This is a genomic window from Lysobacter alkalisoli (assembly GCF_006547045.1).
GTDB classification, from domain to species: Bacteria; Pseudomonadota; Gammaproteobacteria; order Xanthomonadales; family Xanthomonadaceae; genus Marilutibacter; species Marilutibacter alkalisoli.
Window position 1 is genome coordinate 3,107,482 of the sequence record NZ_CP041242.1, and the last position, 19,717, is coordinate 3,127,198.

Genomic DNA, 19,717 nt, shown 5'->3' on the forward strand with positions numbered 1-19,717 from the left:
ATTTGGATTGAACCAGGAAATCCATATTCATGCCGAAAGAAATTCTACTGCATGCCGGGCACGGAAAAACAGGCACCAGCTACATTCAGGGCGCCATTATTGAATCGCTGGATCGGCTGAACGCGCGAGGTATCGAGTATCCAATCGCTGAAAGGACCAAAAAGCGCGCTCTGGAGGGCCTCGTCACGCACGGCAACATCCGGCCCGTCACCGGCGCATTCACGGAATGCATCGGATTTTCCACCGCCGATCTAGCAGGAAGCCGGCTTCTGATTTCCAGCGAGAGTATCTTCAAGACTCTTCATACCGAGCTATTGGACGAGATCCGTGCGCAGTACCCGAAGACGCCTATCTCGGCGCTGCTACTTGTGCGCGACCCAGTCGGAAACGTCGCATCGTCCTATCAACAGGCCGTGAAGAAGGGTTTCAAGGGGGTGTCCTTCAAAAAGTATCTTCGCGCTTTCAATCAGCCGAAGAAGGCCGTTGCTTTCTATCTTGCCTGTAAAGCATCCGGGATAGACATCCGCGTCGAGAGCTTCTCCAGAAACAAGAGCAATCTGCTGGAGATTGTCGGAGATTGGCTCGGAGTTCCTGAAGGCACTCTGGTATCGCCAAAAATGAATGTCATCAACCGCTCCCTTACCCGATCCGAGATGTATTTTCAGAGCGCTCTGAACGACCTTCTGCCGTACAAGGCAGCCTTCCTCAGTGAAGCGCTTTGCTCCAAACTGCCAGACATTCGACATGACAATCCCAAGGAGTCACGCGACACGCTCGAAACTTTTGCCGCAAGGATGCGGGCCGATATCGAGGTCGCGAACGAGCTGTTTGGCAAAGAGCTGTATTGCCTTGACTCCATCGAGCCGTACGTAGGCGACGAAGAGCATGAACCGCTGGCCTTCTCGCAGGAGCAGTTGGACGTCATTGCCAGCGCCATCGCGGAAAAGTTCCTCGCCCTTGAAGCAGGAACCAGAAGCAAGCAGGTAGCGGCGCAAGTCTAGGGCATCCCTGATGGCATCCCATCCCGGATGGAAAAAAAACGTAGCTCCAGCACCCTCCCACCGCTCGCCGGGCGTCTCGCGGCTCACCTGACTGGGCGACCGTTCATAGACATCGTGTCCCATTCGTCCAGCAGATTGCGTATGGCTGGGTGAGGGGACGATCAGTGGCTTCCCGCCCCTCATCCCACGACCTTTATGAAACGGTGACGTCCTATGTATATCGCTCCTCTCAAACCTCTCGCACTAGCCGCTCTGGCGATCGCAGTGGTGGGCATTTCCAGCAATGCTGCAGCGCAGCAGTTCACTGCAGCTGATGACAAGTCATTCGCACCCGCGGCTTGCATGCCAGCTCTTGGCGCCGCTTACGGTGACTGGGATATCCGCGCCACCTATATTCAGAATGTATCCCCAGGCAATCGCTGGGTCGCGTGCAGCCTGACGATGGATACCGAGCAAACCTGGAAGTTCGCTGACAGCACGACCACCCCTGATAGCGGCAGGGGAGTCATCAGAGTGAGTGTGAAGTATGGCAGCACCGCCGGCACTTCGGTCTGCAATGCACAGATCGCAAACAGAGCCACCGGGACCATCGTAGAAACAGCATCGGTCACCATCGATGGCACTCCCGGCACCGCATACTCTCGAACATTTCCTGACATGCTTGAAGGAAACAGCGACAACCGGGTGCTAGGCGTCAACTGTCGCCTGACTCCGGGCGTGAGGCTTTTTGGCTTCAACCTGGAAGAATATTCGGACACCCACCCTGAAATCGTCTTCTGACCAACGAGCCTCCTGCCGGCAACCATGTTGCCGGCAGGAAGATAGCGTCTTTCGACGCCGATCTCCGGCTTATGGAGGGAGAATCCGCGTCCTCCACATCACCATGTTGGACAACCGCCCATGAAGACGACAATTCACCAAGGCTTCGCGATTTCGCCCCTAGGCATCCTGTTTACCGGCTTGATCTGCTTGGGGGTTGGTGTAGGGGGTAGTTATCTGTTCTTCCGCACTCCCAATACAGCTCCCCCGGAAGTATCTCAACAGCTCCGCACTTTGATGGATCGTCTCGACGCGATAGAACAACGACAGACCGCCTCGCAGGCACCCTACCATTCCGCCAAGTCCCGCAGTACGCCGGGAGTGGTCGCCTACGTCGCGCAGCGGCAGCATGTTGAGCGACTCAGGAATGATCCAGAGTACGCCAGGCAGGAAGAGCAGCATCGGCAGGACCGATTAGAGAAGGCATACCTGGACGAGCCGATCAATGCCGCGTGGGCAGCCCAATCGGCAGTACTTGTGGACAGCGCCCTCCTCGATGCCTTCGAGCAATCCAATCTGAATGTACATGCCAGCTCGGTCGATTGCCGCAGCCGGAGCTGCCGGATCAGAATTGACGGTATTGACGGTGCCGATGCCTATGATGACCTGGTGACCTTTTTAAGCGTCAACATTGCCGACACATTGCCGAAAGCGCGGCTGGTAACCACTATCGGGCCGGATGGAAAGCAGGCTCTCGACATTTTCGCTAGCGCTGTACCCGAGGGAGCACAACACTGGGAGCCATAGCTGGCCGGAACCCAGAGCCAATACTGATCCGACTACGGAAGGGTGGGAGCAAGCTCTTCTTAAACACCACCGCCTCACTTACTCGACTACGGCACAATCAACTGCGCCATGTCGCATGTTCCGTCAGCTTCCCATTTCGCACTGTTGCGTCGAACGCGGCGCCAAATCCGTCGCTCGGTTGAAGTACCCGCCCCTTCGACAATGGATATGACAAGAAGTGCGGACGACGATCATCACTCTCGCAGCTGGAAAGATAGCGCTCGGCCATGCCGGTGAATATGGCGTCCGGCGCGATGGCCTGTACCAGCTCGTAGTGGAAGAAACGGGTCCTGCAGAAAACTACATGAGAAAAGAAGAACGCCAGATAGGGAATTAACGCGCGGAAATAGCTGTCGGCGAACAGCAGGACACGCTTGTCGCTTATGGCGTCTGCATTGCTTGCGATCATCATAAGCCCGTCGTTTCCGCTTTGCATGCCGTTGCTTTCCATGGAGAATCCAGGGAAACGGCGCAACGCCGTTGCACTCTCGATGATTGGTGGGTCGAACTTTCTGCCGAGGTCACCGCAGAAATTGTTCTTACGCACTGTGTTCCTGGACACGATTGCGTCGAACTGATCGAGCCTTTCACCGAAAAGCGGGCTTGCGATCCTTCTCGCACAGGCATGATTGCCTTCAACGCTGTAGTGCGTATCCGTCTTGGGAAACGGCGCCTCGCAAGATGCCAGCTCAGACCCCAGGTAGTGACATTTCAGGTTTGGCGCCAGCGCATAGCCGTTTTCGAACAACGACACGGGGCTGAACGGCAGCAAGTTGCCCAGTGCCGGCATCTTGTCCGGGAACACGAACGCTTCAAAATGGATGCCATGTCGTTCGCAGTATGTCTGCCTGTGCTCGATGTTCTCGGCCAGGTTGCATCGCGATGCCTCGCTTGGCTGCTTTTCGCCGGAGAAGAGCTTGATCACTTCGTGCCGACCACCGGCCAGAAACAACGTGCCATCACTGGCCATCAATACGTCATCCTGCGTGCCGTGTGCTACTCCTCGCACTATCTCCCCGTCGGAGTTACCGCCCATTGCGCTCACCAGTTCTTTTGCTTGTCCAGGAAGGTAGGCAACTGTTTCCACGTTGCCAACGATCTTCCGATCAGACGCTCGGTCTGCTCGACGTCGTCACTGAAAGAGGCATGCAGGTCTTCGAGTTCCTGGCGAGAAAAACCCACGCCTTCCAACCTCTCTCCCTGTTCATTCATTGCAACGAGGGAGTCGCCATCCCAGCAAAGTTCGAAGCCGCGATTGACTGGCTTGTCGCGCAACTGACAGACGTTTGGAATCCCCAGGTAGTCGCAGGCTTCGCCAACGAATGCCGTAGGCGATTCAACCAGCGTATCGAAGAGCATGAAATGCATGTTGTCCCCGTATTCCTCCAACCACCGCTCGATATGCTTGGCGTACAGGCTGGAAGTTACGGGTGATACACGCACGTCGCCGAGAGAGTGAGTCAGTACCTCGGCACCGGTCAGGCGCTTCTTGCGGTAATTATGCAGATAGAAGGAAACAGCGCGATCGGTCGGGTGACGCAGGCACACGATCATCTTCAAGTCGGTGCCCAGGTACTTCTTGATGTTCGGCAATGCATTGGGCCACTGGAAATACACAGTGGAGCCTTCGCCAACGAGCGGCTGGTCCCCGGCAGCAGTGAAATTGTTGGACAGATAGTCGTCGAATGTCTCTGCTGATACATCCTTGCGCTGGAAGAACAGCAGTTCTTTCGGATCGGAATGAAATACCTGAGGGTGCCTGGATAGCGCCGCACACAGATAAGTGGTGCCGCACTTCTGCGCCCCGATGATCATGAAGTTGGGCTTTCTGATACTCATTCGACAAGTGTTCCTGTTCCGGCATGCAGTGCCTGGGCCTTCTGCCACAATTTCCCGACCCCATCTCCGAAGGGTAGCCTGCAACTCCATCCGGTCGCATTCGCGAAACGGCTGCTGTCCAGAACAATGGCCGGCACATCGTATGTCCTGCCTGGCAGGTACTTGGCATCCAGCGCTCTACCCGACGCCTCTCGGATCGCGTCGATCACTTGATTGATGCTCGTCCCGACGCCGCTACCTATGTTGTATGCACCAGAACGGAGGACTTCCGAAGTCAGAGCCGCATGGAAAGCCGAAACCACGTCTTCGATCGCGATGTAGTCCCGCACCACGCTGCCATCGCCCCAGACTTCCGGGCTTCTTCCGGCCATCACTTCTGAAACGTAGCGCGCGATAACGCCAATTGTCGCGCCTCCCAGTTGATAGGCGCCATATGGGTTGGCCACGCGCAAGCTGATGCCCTCAAGCCCGGAGTAAAGCGCTAGGTAGTTCTCGATGGCGAGCTTGGAAACGCCATAAGCACTCAGGGGAAGAGTCGGGTCGGTTTCGACTACGGGCAGGCGCTGCGGCGCGCCATAGACGGTCCCGCCGCTGGAGGCGAACACGACCCGGCGCACGCCTGCCTTAACCGACGCATCGAACAGCCTGATACTGGGTGCGATGTTGGATTCCGCATCCCAAGCGATGCTCTCCATGGAATGAGCCGGGTTGGTGGTGCATGCGAGATGCACCAATGCGTCCGCGCCTTCAAACAGGGCCTCCGCATTCCGATCCATGGTGAAGTCGAACGTGGCCGTCGCGATGTCTCGCAGCGTTTCATTGGCCTTGGCCAGGCGTGTCGCGGTATCTAGTACCAGCGGCCGCAGACCTTTCGCCAAAAGCGACTGCGCGAGCGCAGAGCCGATAAAACCTGCACCACCTACGATCACGACACGCATTGGGCCACCTCGATCCTGCGCCCGACATAAAGCGGCGCACTGTCGTACCGGACCACGCGACTCGAAAATCGCACCTGCTCCAGGCTATGCAGGCCACAAGCGCCCTTCAACAACCCGGGAACGTCGATTGCATGCTTTTGGCGCACGAGCAGTATGCCATCGCTGGCGAGAATCCGGTCCAGCTCCTTGAGTACCGGGCCATCGGAATCGGTACCATCGAGCACATCATCAAGGTACGCGACCTTGATCGAGCCGGCTCGGAATTCCAGTGCGCCCTTCTGCGCCAGTCGGCTGCGGAGCTCAGCGCCGCTCATCATCTGTCCCTGGAACTGCTTCTTCCAGATGTCAGTCATGGCATCTCCGACGTTCACACCCAACGCGGTCAGGCGCCTGTAAGTGAGCATGGACTCGGCCAAGTACCGGTACAGGGTCCGATCGACGGGTGTGGAGCCACAGGCACTGCAGCACCTGAGATCATTGCGCAGTTCGAACGCATCTCCATGCCAGCCACAGACATTGCAATGCGCCGCCTGCCTCCCTGCTATGCGATCGAGCAGTGGCAAGTCCTCGAGCATCGGCGGGTGCGTCGCCGCGATCGATTCATCGATGCGCGAGAACAGATCCGGACGGGTCTTGTTGAACAGGGCAAGCAATCGCGGTGGCGTCCCCAGCTTCCAGCCTTCGCTCTCAGCGTAATAGCTGTATTCGACATCGGTATAGCTATGCGGGACGCTGTTGCTGAATCCACCAATGGCGTCGTACATGGCACGACGAATGACGAAGAAGCCACCCTGCACATGACTGAAGCGCCGTTCGGGATTGTCTTTCGCGAACTGCTTGTTTCGGAACTTGTCGAAGAGAGGAATGGCCTCCGGATACCTGGCTCCGGTGAGATAGCTTGGCGAATAACATTGCGTACCAGCCAAGCCAACATCTGGATTGGCATCCATGTAGTCAATCAGGCTCTTCTCCCACCCATAGTCGAGTACAAATCCTTCTTTGCCGCATACGTACACTGCATAATCGGAGTTGCCGTGCTGCAGGCAGATATTGGTACCCGGCCCAACATAGGCGTTTTCGCGATTGAATATGATGCTGGTGTTGTCATGCTTGGCGTGTACGTCGCACAAGAACGCCGCAACATCGGGCGCGCTTCCGTTATCGCAGACCAATAGATGAAAAGGCAGCCGCGTGAACTTCTGCAGGCGCCCGATCACTTCGCGAAGTTGCGGCAAGTTGTTCCAGCTGACGATCATCACGTCGATCGTCCGGCGCTGCCACAACCTCAGCAATGCAGAAGTCAGCCGCGTGGCGTTGAAGTCGCGCCTGATCAGGGCCTTGGCATCTTCGATGATGCCCCGTACCTGCGTATCAGACATTGCATAGAAGCGCCGCACGGACTCGGCGATCGAAGCCGACGTCGCCTCACAGACAATGCCCGTGATTTCATCCTGTACCAGATCGGGGATGCCCGAAATGTCAGTGGTGATTACCGGCATGCCGCTGGCCATCGCCTCCATAAGAACCGTCGGGATGCCATCCATGTCGCCATCTGCGGCGCGTACCGATGGGCATGCGAACAAGTCATGTTCACGGAACACTGCGAGCATCTCGTCGCGAGACTTTATCGGGCCATGGATGAACACATTGTCCAAGCCATCTTCGTCGATCAGCTTGCGATAGGTTTCTTCGAGATCACCATAACCGTACAGATGGATGGAAATACCTTCGACAGCCAACAACTTGCCAGCGCGAATCAGGTGCTCGAGCCCCTTCTTCTCGGTGAAGCGATGCACCGCGCATACGCTTCGCCTGGCTCGCGTCGCGCGCTCGACATCCTCACTGCCAACGTAGAGTTCCGGGTCGATTCCGTTGGGGTTGATCAACAACTTCTCGGCCGGCACGCCGCGAGCTTCGACGTAGTCCCGGTGGAAGCGCGACGGGACCAGCACCCGCAGGCACCAGGGTGACCTTCCAATCTCTCCTATCCGGTTCTTCTCATCATTACGGTAGCGGAATATGTCCTGGGCATGGGCGATAAAGGTGAAGGGCACTTTGGCCGTTTCGCATGCTGGCCAGACCATCTCCGTCACGGTCGGATAGGTGAAATGCGAATGCACGATCTGGCGTCCACTTTCCATCAGCTTTCGAGCCAGATCATCCGCATCCTCGACGCGCGTCCATTCGATCGGGAAGTCTGGCTTGAACTCCTTGTACGGCGACTGGCGGCAGAACACGAGTACGTCGTGCCCTTGTGCGACCAGGATGCGAAGCTCGTTGAGGACGAAAGTCTCCGAAGGTACCGGGAAGTGCCACATGAAATATGCGATGCGCATCGGTTGCTGCGCGTCCGTGGCCGCGGCAAGGTCGCGTGCCGGCAGGACCAATCTTGGCACTGACCCTTCGTCTGCGTGCCTGAATACTTTCTCGTACGCATCCTTCATGTGTGCAGCGTACTTCGATTTTCCGTACACAGCCGTTGCGCGCTTCCGACCGGCCTCGCCCATAGCCCGGAGAGCATCTCTATCCAGGCACAACTCCTTCACTTTGTCCGCGACTGCTGAAACATCCCTGTACGGGACAACATGACCGGTGATGCCGGGCACCACCAATTCCCCAAGCGCGCCCCAGTCGTACACAACCACTGCACGGCCCGCGGCCATCGCTTCTACCACCGACCTTCCAAAAGACTCCTGGAAGTGCGAGAGGTTGAGCAGGATGTCAATCTCCGACATCGCTTGGACCGGGTCCGCGCGGTAACCCGCCAGGACGATATTGCCCGGCATCTCACCCGTCTCCTGCTGCGCTTCCAGTGCGCGCGTATGTTCGTTTTGTGGCCCGATGAGAAGAAAGCGGGCATTTGGAACTTCATCTTCAAGCAATCGCGCAACCGCAACGAAGTCGAGGATTCCCTTCTTCGGCAAGTTGCTGCTCACCATTCCGACATTGACGACTTCATCGTGCGTGGCCTGCACGGAAGCAAACGCAGCGGCATCGACGGTATTGGGAATTACGAAAGTCGCTTCCCGCTTGGGGAACGCCTGCGCAGTTGCTTCGGAATTGGCCACGACCCAGTCCGCTGACCCAAGTACTTCCGCAGTGATCTGCTCTGGCGTCTGCCCGAGCAGGTCATAGAGGGCAACGTCATGCGCGATAAGTTCCCGCACGTGCACGATTGCCGGAATGCCGACACGACGGGCGGCGATCAGCGGCTCGCGCAGCATGATGGTGTTGGCGTGGACAGCGTCGACGCCGTGATCGGCGATGACACGAGCAAAATCGGCAATGCTGCGCTCATCCAGTGGATTGTTGTCTCGCCACCACCGGTAACGGAACGATACGACGCTGACGCAACGGTCACGCAGCGCATCGAGGTACTCCAGGTTGCCAATACCCGGGGTTGTAGCAACGGCGTTATAACCCGCGCTCTGCAATCCATCCAGGATGTCAAGAAGGCTGCGTTCGCCGCCGAACAGGTGCTTGCCCGCGACATGGGCACATACAAGAATCGTGCGCGCGCCCTCGATCTGCGGCAAGCGACCCGGAAACTCCCGGTACGTCCCTTGGACACGCTGGCGGCGATTGTCCTCCATGGGCGCCGCAGTGCGTTGATCCGAAGAAGTTGGCGGAATGCATCGCCTGCCCTCGCTCCTCCCATAACGAAGGAAGTGAACCAGCGGATTCATTCCCGACCTGACGACGTCGTTGTTTGAAGATAAATAATAGGCCGTATGAAATGCCGGTCCGGGATCGCGCAGCAACCGCGCACCGATCCTGAGGTAATGCTCTGCTCCATCCATGCCCAGGATGGCCACATCCGGATATCGAGCCAGGTACCACTCACTGTTAAAAAGATCCGTGCCGTGGACCGCGGCCAAATCCGGCTTGCGAATACTCATCGTTCTGTCATCACCCTATCTCTCCCGGACGCGATTCGACCCTCTTGTCGCCCATGCTCGATGTAGTGGAGCAATGGATTGACACCGGCGTGGCGAACATCCGGGTAACGGGCAAGGTAGGACAACGTCTCGAAGCCGGGGCCGGGATCGAACCCGAGAAGGGCGCCGTGGACCAGGTAGTGTTCTATGGGTTCCAGGCCACTTTCACGAACCTCCGGATAGCGGGAGAGGTACCATTCCTCGTCGAAAATTCCGGAGTCGCGCAACTTGCCTTCCTGCTCCACCTGACGTGCACGCGGCGCAAGTGACTGCTCGGCCTCGGAATGAACGCCGCCCCGCCCCAGACTCTTGCGTAGCTTCCAGAGCCGGCTACCGACGATCTTTTCCAGGTGTGCCCGGTACTCGGAAGACAACTGCCTTTCGGCTGCCGACTCGGCCGCCAGGCGGTACTCCGACAGAATGGCGCCTCTCCTTGATTCCTCCAAGGCATGAAGCGCCTTCTGTTCTCGCTCGACCGCCTTGTCGCGTTCACTGCTGATCGCGCGGCGTTTGGTTTCGGCATCGGAAAGCAACTTGTCCTTGGTTGCAACCGCCTTCTCCAGGTCCAGGACCATCCGCGTCAGCTTGGCTGTTTCCTGGAAGCGTGCCTCGATTGTTTCTTCACATTCACGCAACTTGTCGCGAAGTTCGGCAAGATCCCGCGCCTGGGCCTCACCGGACGCTTCCGCAGTCGTCAGCGCATGCTGCGTGGCCACCAGTTCTTTCGTCTGCGCAAGAACCTCGTCGGCCAGCTTGGCATACTTGGACGACAGGCCTTCGCAGGCTGCCGTCTTCTCCGCCAACAGGGCGCTCGTCCGAGACAGCGCTTCCTTGTGTTCGCGGATCAGGTTGGCCTGCATCCGCTCATGCCCTGACTGGAGGCTTTCGATCGCAGTGGCCAGCGCAGAGATTTCATCTCGTTGCTTTGCGAGAGCGTCCTGGCCCTGTGCGTGCCCCTGCACCACTTCCTCGTGCTTGCCAGACAGGTCCTGCAGCTCCCTGGTTCTCTCCGCAAGACGTGTCTTCACGTCCGCGTATAGGCCCTCGACACGTGTTTCGTGCTCCCGCACTACTGCCGCGTAAACACCCGAGGTGCGATCGAACTCGTTGCGAATCCGATCCAGGGTTTCCCTGTCCGCCTGCGATTCCTTTGCTCCATCGGCAAGACCGTCCAGGATGCGGTGGGCCGTCCCAATCCAGTCCGACAACTCCATACTTGCAGCGACCGGCGTGCCCGTAGAATGATGATGGCGCAGCTCGGCAGACAGGAAGTCCGCGATAAGAGCCTCCGTGTCGCTCGACATCTTCGGCCACTTGAGATCAAGGTCCGTGGCGATCTTTCCGGCCACATTCTTCCAGTTGTCAAGTAGTTGGTCGTAGCCGACAAAGGTGCGCGTCACGGTACGCGAACTGGCCTCGGCATCCAGCATGTGCCGGAGCCATAGCAGGTACGAGCGATCACGGCCAAAATGGTCACGCAGCTCCAGAGACCTCGCGACATCAAGCGGATGCCTGACCGGGATGATCGCTTGGGCGGTAATCTTGAGTTTCTTGAGCACCTCGAGCCAGAACGGAAAGAAGCGGCATATCCGCGGGTCCTTGATCAGGATCAGCGGATGGTCGCCGAACTCCCGCTCAACCAGTGGTTCGACCAGCTCTTGAAACTTGACAGCAATCTCCGTATCGGCCCAGTCCGGGTTGAATGGGCCCCAGTCGTTCCACCGACTTCCCGCAGCCCTCAACATCTGGTCGTGCGCCTGCATCAATGCCGACGACTCCCAATAGCCGCGGGGATTGGCTGCGGTGGGCTCCATGAGCGACTTGGGCGGCTGGGCGCCTAGCTTGGCAAGCACGCCGCCAAGTGCGGAAGTTCCAGAGCGGTGCATTCCGAGCACGAACAGTGCCCGCCGCCCAGTCAGACGTCGCTTCGAAGTCGCCACTCTGATCCTCTGTTTGTCACAACGCCAACAACGAAGGTGTTCATTGGGCCTGCTCGGCAATGACCGGCCTGTCCAGCATGGAAGGGCGAATTCTAACCCATCCCAGGTCTAGGCAGCATCGTACGGCGGCCCAGTTATCGAGGCCCGTTCAACATCAGCCCACGGTAAATATCGACATACTGCCCAGCCATCGCGGCCGTGCTATCGCTTCGCCCATGGGTGATTTGCCAGCGGCGGACGTTACCGGCCTTGAGCACACGTTCCGGCGTGGATTCACGGATGGCAACAAGTGCCTCAATCAGAGCCTGCGCGCTCGCCGGCGGCTGAAGCAGCCAGCCCCCCTCGTGTCGACCGATGCGCTCACCAACAGCCCCAAGCTCGATGCCCAGGACAGGGACCCCGCAAGACCAGCATTCCGTCAGGGTATGGCACCAGGTTTCTGGCCAGATGGACAGCACGGCGGCGATATGCGGCCTGATCGCTGCCACCCGCTCGGCAAACTCTTCCCTCTCATACGGCCCATGATCGACCACGTGGCTGGCCAATCCAGGTCCAGCCTTGCCCAGCAGGTGAAACTCGAACTTCCCCGACGTATCCAGCTCCTTTGCTTGCTTGACCAGTTCCAATCCCTTCTGGAGGCCGATGTTTCCGGGCAGCAGGATGCGCAAGGGTTCACCTTGCCCGATGTCCGACAGGTCGGCCATCTGTGTGAATCGCTCGAAGTCCCGGCCGTGCGGAATGATGTGAAAATCCGATGAGCGTTGCACAAGCAGGGGGAGTGCGTTGGCGAGAATTTCCTTGGCGCTCGTGCTGGTGGTGATGTAGGCATCGCAACCTCCCAGCATTCCCTGCATGCGCTGTTTCCAATGCGCGAGCCAGGCCTCGTTCATTCCCGTATCGGTGGGATCGTTACGCCACAACGGATTGCGCGCACCTTCGGTCACGCCGGTCGAATGATAGCTACCGTCTTCTCCAACCAAGGTGACGGAGGGGCAGATGGAATAAAAATCGTGAAAGGAATGGACGACAGGGATATCCAGACTCTTTGCCACGTCAACCAGGTTCAGGCTGTGCCATGCGACATGACGGATGTGCAGCAGATCGATTCCCCAATCTACGAGGATACGGCGGACTATATCGTCGTACTCACTGCTGACATGAGTGGCGAAGCGGACAGGCTCAGACAACGGATAGCGTTCGAGGGTCCTGTAATCGCTTCGGCCCACCTGCATGACCTCGACGCAATGGCGGTTGCACCATAGTGCATAGCAGTCGTAGTCGCCGGCGACCGCACGCATCAGATCGGCGTTCGTTTGTGGCGTGCCTCCGACGCGGGTGGAAATCACGTACATGATGCGCGGCTTCGGCTTGCACCCACTCCGCGTCGCCCAATCCAGCTTGCGGGCGATCCGGTACCGGGCCAACTCGAAGTCGCGCGACAACGCGAGCGCGCGCTTGGCACCCGCAAGCTCCGGACACGCCCCCTCGACGCAGGCCTCGACCGAGACCTTCGGCTCATCGGACGGTTGCGAACCGGACTTGCCCACGTAGGTTGCAGGATCGACGCGATGACACCACCCGACCATCAACGCACGCATGCAGAACTCGTCTTCTCCCATGCCGCCTAAGGGTGATGCCCTGACATCGAACATGCCGATATCGTCGATCAAGGCGCGTTTCACATACAGGCAGAAGCCACCACCGATGGGCACCTCGAATGGCGTGCGGATCCGACAATCGGAAACGATCCTGGCCAATGCTTCGACGTCGAGCCCTTCGGGCGCTTCATTGAGCCCTGGGCGCGGCACGGAGTACGCGCCTGCATTGTTGGAGACAGGCGTCACCGTTCCAGTGCGATCCGTGCGATATGCCGCAATCTTGAGGTTGCGCAACCAATGTGGCCCAACCACCGTATCGCTTCCGAGAAGGACTACGTCATCGCTGCCGGCCAGCTCGCAAGCCATGTTGATGCTCCGGCTACGGCCCAGCCTCGACGAATTCCGAATCACATCGACACCGGGATTCTTGGCAAGGCGCAGCAACTCCTCATCAAGATCATGCCCCCCCCAGAATCAACGACGACCAGCAACCGATTCGTCGCTCCGAGCGGCGTATGCCGGAGGACGCTATGGATGCTATCGAGCACTCCAGGGCCTGCGCTGGCCACCGGGACGATCACGGCTACCCGCACTGCACGGCAATCGATGATCCTGCCTGCAGACGCATGTGCGCCGGTGGCATGATGCGTCTCCCTTCCTTCCAGCACGCCCCTTGCCAGGTAGTGCTCCAATGGAGTCAGCCCCGATCGGGCCACATCGTCATACCTCGATGAATAGAATCCGCCGTCGAAAAATGCCGATGTCCTGGTCATGCGGCTATCCGGACTCCGCAAATAGTGGACCAGCGGATTCGTGGCATCGTCGGGAGACTGGTAGGTGGCCCGATACATGCGGGTGGAGAACCAAGGGTTCGGCTGGCGCCCCTCCTTTGCACCGTACTTGACGTAATGCAACAGCGGATCGATGCCGTGCCTTGCGACATCCGGGTTGGCCTCAAGGTAGTAACTGCGATCGAACAGCAGACTCTCGCGCAGGACATCCATGTTGCCCTCGGCGCCTCCGCCTTCCTGTCCAGCCGTACTCGCATCGTCCCCCACCGGCTGTGAGTCCAGCACCGGAATGCACGTCCGACCTTCATGCCGCCCGAACGCAAGATAATGGACGAGCGGATTCATCCCTGCAGCAGCCACATCGGGATTGCTCTTCAGGTAGTCCCGGGCGCTGAATCCAGGGCCAGGATCGCGCAGCATGGCGCCTCCCATCCGGACATAGTGCTCCGCCGCGCTGACCCCAAGATGCCCAACATCGGGGTACCGCTGCATATACCACTGTGAGTCAAGGAGCCGCGATGATTCTACCAGCGCAATGTCGTCGGCGAGCAGGCGCATTGGACAATCCCGTTCTACACTCCATCCAGAATACGGGGCACAGCTGACGGTTCCATTTCAGCGCGCCGCGGAAAGCAAGGTCTGCTTGATCGACGTGCTCGAAATATCCTCTGTGCGCGGCAGGTAGATCACCTCACAGTAATCGCCCAGGAAGTCGAACTCCCCTTTCCAGTCATCACCAATGACAAAGGCGTCTACTGCATACTTCTTCACGTCGGAGACCTTCTGCTCCCATGTCTCCTCCGCAATCACGAGGTCAACATGCCGTATGGCCTCCAGCACCACCTTCCTGTTGCCGTAGTCAAGCAAGGAAGCCTTGTGTTTCTTGGCGTTGAAAGCATCTGTGGAAAGCCCGACGATCAAACGGTCTCCCAGTTCGCGCGCGCGTCGCAGCAAGTTGATGTGGCCAACATGCAGGATGTCGAAGGTTCCATAGGTAATGATGGTCCGCATCATAGTCTCCAGTCCGTCTCAACGTCGTCGCGGACGTAGAGCTGCCTGACCCTCTTGGCGACCCGCCAGGCATTCCCGTCGTCAATGTGATCGAAGAACAACTTTCGCTTCCAGCCGTAGCTCTCCATCTCCAGCTCATCGCGCGGCGTGAAGACCCTTTCCAGGGCGGTCATGAGCTGCGGGAAGTCCCGACATACGGGCCCCGGGAACACATGCTCCATGTCATAGAAAAGCCCGCGCTCCGCATTCGCATAACTGTCATGATCGTATGCAAAGCTGATCATGGGGCGCTCAGTCAGCATGAAATCAATGAAACAGCTTGAATAGTCGGTGATCAATGCACTGGCCAACCGGTACAGCATCTCGACATCGGGGAACCTGCGGTCCGACAGATCGATGGTGTCGACGCCACGCAACTGGCTGTAATAGTTCCGGGCCTGGTCGGCCATGTGCTCTCGCACCCCAAGCACCGCATTGTTGTCACCCAGCCATGCATGCAGATGGGCAAGCTCGCTTGGAGAGAAACGATAATAGGCATCCTGCTGGTCGGCCTTGAAGGTGGGCACGAAGAGGATCAAGCGGCGCCCCGCACACAAGTCCTTCAACCGCTCGTACTGCACTCGCAGGTCGCTTGGCAGCTGATCGAAGTCGCGCACGATGAAATCGTTTCGCGGCAGGCCTGTGCACCACACCTTGTTGTAGCTCAGTGGATAGAACGCAGATGCCATGGCCATGCTGTCGATCTTCGACGAACTGATCACCGCCCGGCATTTTGCGTGTTCCCCACCAATCGCCCTGAGCTTGTCCTGCATGTCAAGGGACGCATAGCCGATGCGCTTCAGCGGGACGCCATGCCACAAGTTGATCAGGTTGTGCAGCGAAGACGAAACAGGAAACACGAGGTTGCGGCTGGGGCTGTGCTTGATGAAGATCTGTCGGGCACGCAGCAGGTGGTATTGACCCTCCGGGCTGCGCAGCGGAACCACGGTTACGTTCTCGCCATCAATTTCAATGTTCTTGCCGCGTGTCAGCACGACCTTCTTGATTGAAGGGTCGCTGCGCACTTCCTCGAACAAGGCACGTTCGTTGCCCGCGAACGTGTTGTTGAACGCACAGGCCGGAAATGCCCACCAATGATCGAACTTCGGCGTTTCCTGGTCCGCCTTCTTGAACTCCTCGTCATTCAGCATCTTTGGCACGACTACCTGCCCGCGGGCATCTTCCACGATCCGGAAGCTGCGAATCAGCTTGTCATGGTCCGAGACCCTCCACAGATTGCGCTCCATCATGTCGACGTCCGCATCGGGGACCAGATTGCGTATCGTCTTCTTCCAACCGGCCAGTCCCGGCGTGTCGTAGTGGTTCTCGGAAAGGAAGTAGCGCTTGAGGAACGGATAGCCATCCCTGATCAAGTCGAAGTGATAGCGCGTGTAGATTGGATGGAAGGGATAGAGCCGGTCGATGAATGTATCGAACGCAAATTGCTTGCCGATCAGATAATGAGTGAAGCCGATCTCGTATTTCTGGATTATGCGGAGTTTGGATTTCTGAGGACGTACGGCATCGAGCAGGCGACGAAAACCGGCGTCCTGTACCACGGGTTGCCGGTAGACCACAAAATAAGAACCGACATGGAAGTCGTAGAGGTAATCGTCCTCGTAGCCATCGACAAGCCGCGTCTTCACCTCATTGAGTGGAATGGGCTGTGAGAACTGGTTGGACGGGTTGTCGCGGGTTCGTGCCAACCCCTTCGTGGCCTGCATCCCCCACCAGTCGCAGGCCTTGTCGTCCATCCTTGCGAAGACCGATCCAAGCTCACTCAACAGATAGCTGCTGTCATTGACCAACAGCAGCTCGTCATACCTTTCGATGAGATCCCAACCCACGTAATCCCTGGCCAGTGCCGACCATGAGCCAAAGTCATAGGCACCGTGGCGATGGGCCCAACAGCCCTTGGTGTACGGTCGCAGCTTGTCCAGCTCGCCATCCTGCATGGCGCAGTCGGCCAGGTAATACACATCGGCGTAGCGGCTCAGCTCGCGCAGGAAGGTCACTACATAGTCGTCGACAATGCCATCCGGGTCGTAGCCAGCGAACAGACAGATGCGGCGCACCTGTGCTCCTGGTCGATGGGCGTGGCCAGCTCCCGGGACATAAGGCTTCGGGTGTTCTCGATAACCGGCGACCTGCCCAATCAGCGCGTAATGCACCAGTGGATTGATGACTTCGCGCGCGGGATCCAGATAGGTCACCCAATACCACCAGACATCGAAACCAGGCCGAGGCCTGCGCAGATCCCGCCAGCCGTACCGGCAGAAGTGGTACAGCGGATCGACGCCCTTGGCGGCCACATCCGGGTTGTGGTCCAGGTAGTAGTTCGCATCGAACAGGCCACTGGCCGCGATCAGGTCGATTTCGGCCTGCAGTTGCGGGTCGTCGTCAGCTGGCAAGTCAGTTGCCTGGGAGGACGGGATAACCTTCCTCTGGTTGAGCCCGTCGAGGAACGGGTTAGGCGCGATGCCCTGGCGCACCCCGAAAGTCAGGTAGTGGCGCAGCGGGTCGGCATCGCCGGCAGCGGCTTCCGGACAGCGCTCCAGATACCAGTCCCGATCGAACCACCCGGACCGCTGCAGGAACGCTTTGCATGCCAGGATGACCCCGGCGCCTTCGGGCGAATGCGCCTTCATCGGAACGGCGCGTTCAGCGTCGATGATGTCCCCGGCACTCATGCCGGCGACTTCAGCTGCGACTGCAGGTAGTGGACGAGCGGATTGACCCCGGACTGCTCGCACTCGGGGTGTTGTGCGAGGTAGTCGCGCGTGCTGAATTCTGGACCCGGATCCCGGCCCTCGCGCGCGCCGCACAGGAGGTAGTGGGTGGCGGGGCTGATACCCGCCGACACCACATCGGCGTTCTGCTTCAAGTACCACGCTGCCTGGAACAGCGACGACGACTCGATCAGGCGCGTGTGCTCAGCTTCCGCCAGGGCGGCCGTCGACCGCCATCTCTGGAGCAGGCTGCGCAACCACGGCCATCGCGAAATCAGGAACCGACGCCAGGTAATTGGGCTGCGGGGTTCATGCATTTCCCAGTAGGCACGCGAGAGGTGCTCGGCCAAGCCTTCAGCTAGGTACGTCGAGACTACTTCCACGCTGGTGCTTTCGGCGCGCCACTGGCTACACTGCTCCATCAGCGGTTCCTGCATCTGACGTACCTGCGCGAGCTCGCGCTGACAAAGCAGCAGCGCCTCGGAAAGCTTGAGATTTTCGCGTTGCACTGTATCGATTGTCGGTAGCACTGGTTTCTCCTGCCGTGGTCGCACCGGCCGCTCATGATCGCCGCCATGTCGCCCAACCACACGTTAGCCTTCAGGACTCATCGGGGAGCACTACGCCCTTCACGAACTGGGCAATCCAGAGTGACCGGGCTCGACGGTCCTCGTCACAGCGACAAGCGCCCCGTCCTCGCCTTCCACGACCGTGCGGTATTCTGTCTGCTGTATCCGTACATCGCGATTCGCGCGTTCGCGGGCCGGATTGGACCAGTTGCTGATCGCCGAGCCATCAGCACTGGCCCGATACGCCTCAGCATGCTCGTGGGGATACCAGTCCAGGTGCCGTGCGTCGAACGGGTAGTACATCCTGACACCCTGCCTGAGCCGTCGGAAGGGTTCACCTGCTCGGTACACTGCAAGGGTGGTGTCGATGGGAGCACGCTGGAACGCGAGCCGGCGCCCCCGACCAGTGCCCATTGCGGCTCCTTGGACCAGAACCGGCGGATGTGGCGGTTGAGCATCGCGTTGTAGAGCGGATAGGAACTTGGCACGTCGTCGATGCGGAGCATCGGGCCAACACATTCGACGTCAGGCATCGCTTGCAGAACATCCAGGTAGACCTGAAGCGTCGCAGGAGAACTCTCCGCGATAGACACGTCGCAGTCCGAGACAGCGTACGGTGAGGCAGGCCGAGTCTGAAAAATCCTCTGTACGGATTCGTCCACAAGGTTGAGCTCCTTGGGCGAGCTAATCTTGGAACGTCGAAAAACCACCACGCCTTCGTTTTCAAGCTGCGTGAGTATTCCACAGGTCTCGGGATCATCACTCCCGTTGTCGTGAATGAAGATGTCGACAGGAATGCTCTGACTCCGGTAGCCGTCGACCACCCTGCGCAACATTGAGCCCCGGTTGAATGATATGAGAACCACGGGCAATCTGAAATCTGGCGATGCAGCGGACCGTGAGTCCTCTGAGCTCGCCGGGCTCGGAGCGCGGAGCACCACCCCCACGTCCGCCGCGCTTCGCGACTGCAATGGGCCAAGGACGGAATACGGGAACGCGTCGATCAGGGCGGCCGCGTCGAAGTTGCTTCGCGGAACTCTAGCCTTCTTCGCGATGGCCGCAAAATCAGCGCTCTTCAATTCTTCTACAGTCAACGTAGTGGCTGCAACGTTGTCTCGATCAAGCGTAGTGAAAAAGTCTTCAAACTTGAACGCATCGCCTGCAAGTTGCTTATCGGCGATCCGCAGCCACACCCATGGCACGCCATAAGCCTGGGCAACAATGAGTCCATGAAGCGAGGTAGAGATGACCGCTCGAGAGTTGGCGAGCTCCGTCACGACGGTTTCTGCGTCACGCTGCACGTCGACGAGACGTGCGTGCCCCCGCAAATCGGCTCGGCCGGCAATGTCCTTCATATGCAGGTAGTGAGGGCACACCGTATAGGCCGCGTCCACAGCAGATTCCGTTGAAGGCGCGTACAGGCGCTCCAGGAGCAAGGCTGGATCTCCGTAAACCTCAGGAACTTCCCAACCGAGCTGGGTGATCAACTCATGACGGGTGCGCTTGCCGCGGACCGCGAGAATGTGCTTCGGCACGCGGCCCTTCAACCGTTCTCGTGTACTCGCAGTAAGTGGAGCTATCAACCCCGACCCCAGATCGTTGTACCGGGACGTTGGAGCGATGTGATCAAGGATCCGACGCCGACAAGCGCGTTGCCTGCGTTGGGGAGGCCAATGGTGTTATGGCTCGGCCTCCCGGAGAGCATCTCAACGATCCAGG

Annotated in this window: 14 protein-coding genes; 3 read left to right on the top strand and 11 right to left on the bottom strand. The window is 58.7% G+C overall.

Annotated elements, in window-relative coordinates; translation table 11 throughout:
• Window positions 1-29: 29 nt before the first annotated feature.
• The 3 genes from FKV23_RS13750 to FKV23_RS13760 all read left to right on the top strand — a co-directional run bounded on the left by FKV23_RS13750 (window position 30) and on the right by FKV23_RS13760 (window position 2,567).
• Complete coding sequence (locus FKV23_RS13750) at window positions 30-1,001, top strand: sulfotransferase (protein WP_141624361.1); 972 nt, start codon at window positions 30-32, stop codon at window positions 999-1,001.
• 213 nt (window positions 1,002-1,214) lie between these two features.
• The gene (locus tag FKV23_RS13755; protein ID WP_141624362.1) at window positions 1,215-1,781 is read left to right on the top strand and encodes a hypothetical protein; all 567 of its coding nucleotides are present in this window, start codon (window positions 1,215-1,217) and stop codon (window positions 1,779-1,781) included.
• Window positions 1,782-1,901: 120 nt separating this feature from the next.
• Complete coding sequence (locus FKV23_RS13760) at window positions 1,902-2,567, top strand: hypothetical protein (protein WP_141624363.1); 666 nt, start codon at window positions 1,902-1,904, stop codon at window positions 2,565-2,567.
• Window positions 2,568-2,664: 97 nt separating this feature from the next.
• On the opposite strand, the gene FKV23_RS13765 is transcribed toward FKV23_RS13760, so the two are convergent.
• The 11 genes from FKV23_RS13765 to FKV23_RS13815 all read right to left on the bottom strand — a co-directional run bounded on the left by FKV23_RS13765 (window position 2,665) and on the right by FKV23_RS13815 (window position 19,581).
• Window positions 2,665-3,693, bottom strand: a complete 1,029-nt coding sequence (locus FKV23_RS13765) for a hypothetical protein (RefSeq protein ID WP_141624364.1) — start codon at window positions 3,691-3,693, stop codon at window positions 2,665-2,667.
• Entirely contained in the window at window positions 3,648-4,445 is a 798-nt protein-coding gene (locus FKV23_RS13770) for a sulfotransferase domain-containing protein (RefSeq protein ID WP_167285253.1), read from the bottom strand. The genes FKV23_RS13765 and FKV23_RS13770 overlap by 46 nt, the downstream gene beginning before the upstream one ends.
• Window positions 4,442-5,383, bottom strand: a complete 942-nt coding sequence (locus tag FKV23_RS13775) for an NAD-dependent epimerase/dehydratase family protein (protein ID WP_141624366.1) — start codon at window positions 5,381-5,383, stop codon at window positions 4,442-4,444. The genes FKV23_RS13770 and FKV23_RS13775 overlap by 4 nt, the downstream gene beginning before the upstream one ends.
• Complete coding sequence (locus FKV23_RS13780; protein ID WP_141624367.1) at window positions 5,371-9,282, bottom strand: glycosyltransferase; 3,912 nt, start codon at window positions 9,280-9,282, stop codon at window positions 5,371-5,373. Before FKV23_RS13780 ends, FKV23_RS13775 begins: the two co-directional genes overlap by 13 nt.
• Window positions 9,279-11,135 carry a hypothetical protein gene (locus FKV23_RS13785; protein ID WP_141624368.1) on the bottom strand — a complete coding sequence of 619 codons (1,857 nt, stop codon included), beginning with the start codon at window positions 11,133-11,135 and terminating at the stop codon, window positions 9,279-9,281. The genes FKV23_RS13780 and FKV23_RS13785 overlap by 4 nt, the downstream gene beginning before the upstream one ends.
• Window positions 11,136-11,395: 260 nt before the next feature.
• A complete protein-coding gene (locus FKV23_RS13790; protein ID WP_341867589.1) occupies window positions 11,396-13,270 on the bottom strand; it encodes a glycosyltransferase in 1,875 nt (624 codons plus the stop codon).
• The gene (locus FKV23_RS13795; RefSeq protein WP_141624370.1) at window positions 13,267-14,208 is read right to left on the bottom strand and encodes a hypothetical protein; all 942 of its coding nucleotides are present in this window, start codon (window positions 14,206-14,208) and stop codon (window positions 13,267-13,269) included. The genes FKV23_RS13790 and FKV23_RS13795 overlap by 4 nt, the downstream gene beginning before the upstream one ends.
• A 57-nt stretch (window positions 14,209-14,265) precedes the next feature.
• Window positions 14,266-14,664, bottom strand: coding sequence for a glycerol-3-phosphate cytidylyltransferase (gene tagD, locus FKV23_RS13800; protein ID WP_341867564.1), 399 nt, complete (start codon window positions 14,662-14,664; stop codon window positions 14,266-14,268).
• A complete protein-coding gene (locus FKV23_RS13805) occupies window positions 14,661-17,390 on the bottom strand; it encodes a CDP-glycerol glycerophosphotransferase family protein (RefSeq protein ID WP_141624371.1) in 2,730 nt (909 codons plus the stop codon). The genes tagD and FKV23_RS13805 overlap by 4 nt, the downstream gene beginning before the upstream one ends.
• On the bottom strand, window positions 17,387-17,959 hold the full coding sequence (locus FKV23_RS13810) for a hypothetical protein (protein WP_167285256.1): 573 nt from the start codon (window positions 17,957-17,959) through the stop codon (window positions 17,387-17,389). The genes FKV23_RS13805 and FKV23_RS13810 overlap by 4 nt, the downstream gene beginning before the upstream one ends.
• 143 nt (window positions 17,960-18,102) lie before the next feature.
• A complete protein-coding gene (locus FKV23_RS13815; RefSeq protein ID WP_407067627.1) occupies window positions 18,103-19,581 on the bottom strand; it encodes a polysaccharide pyruvyl transferase family protein in 1,479 nt (492 codons plus the stop codon).
• Between the last annotated feature and the right edge of the window lie 136 nt (window positions 19,582-19,717).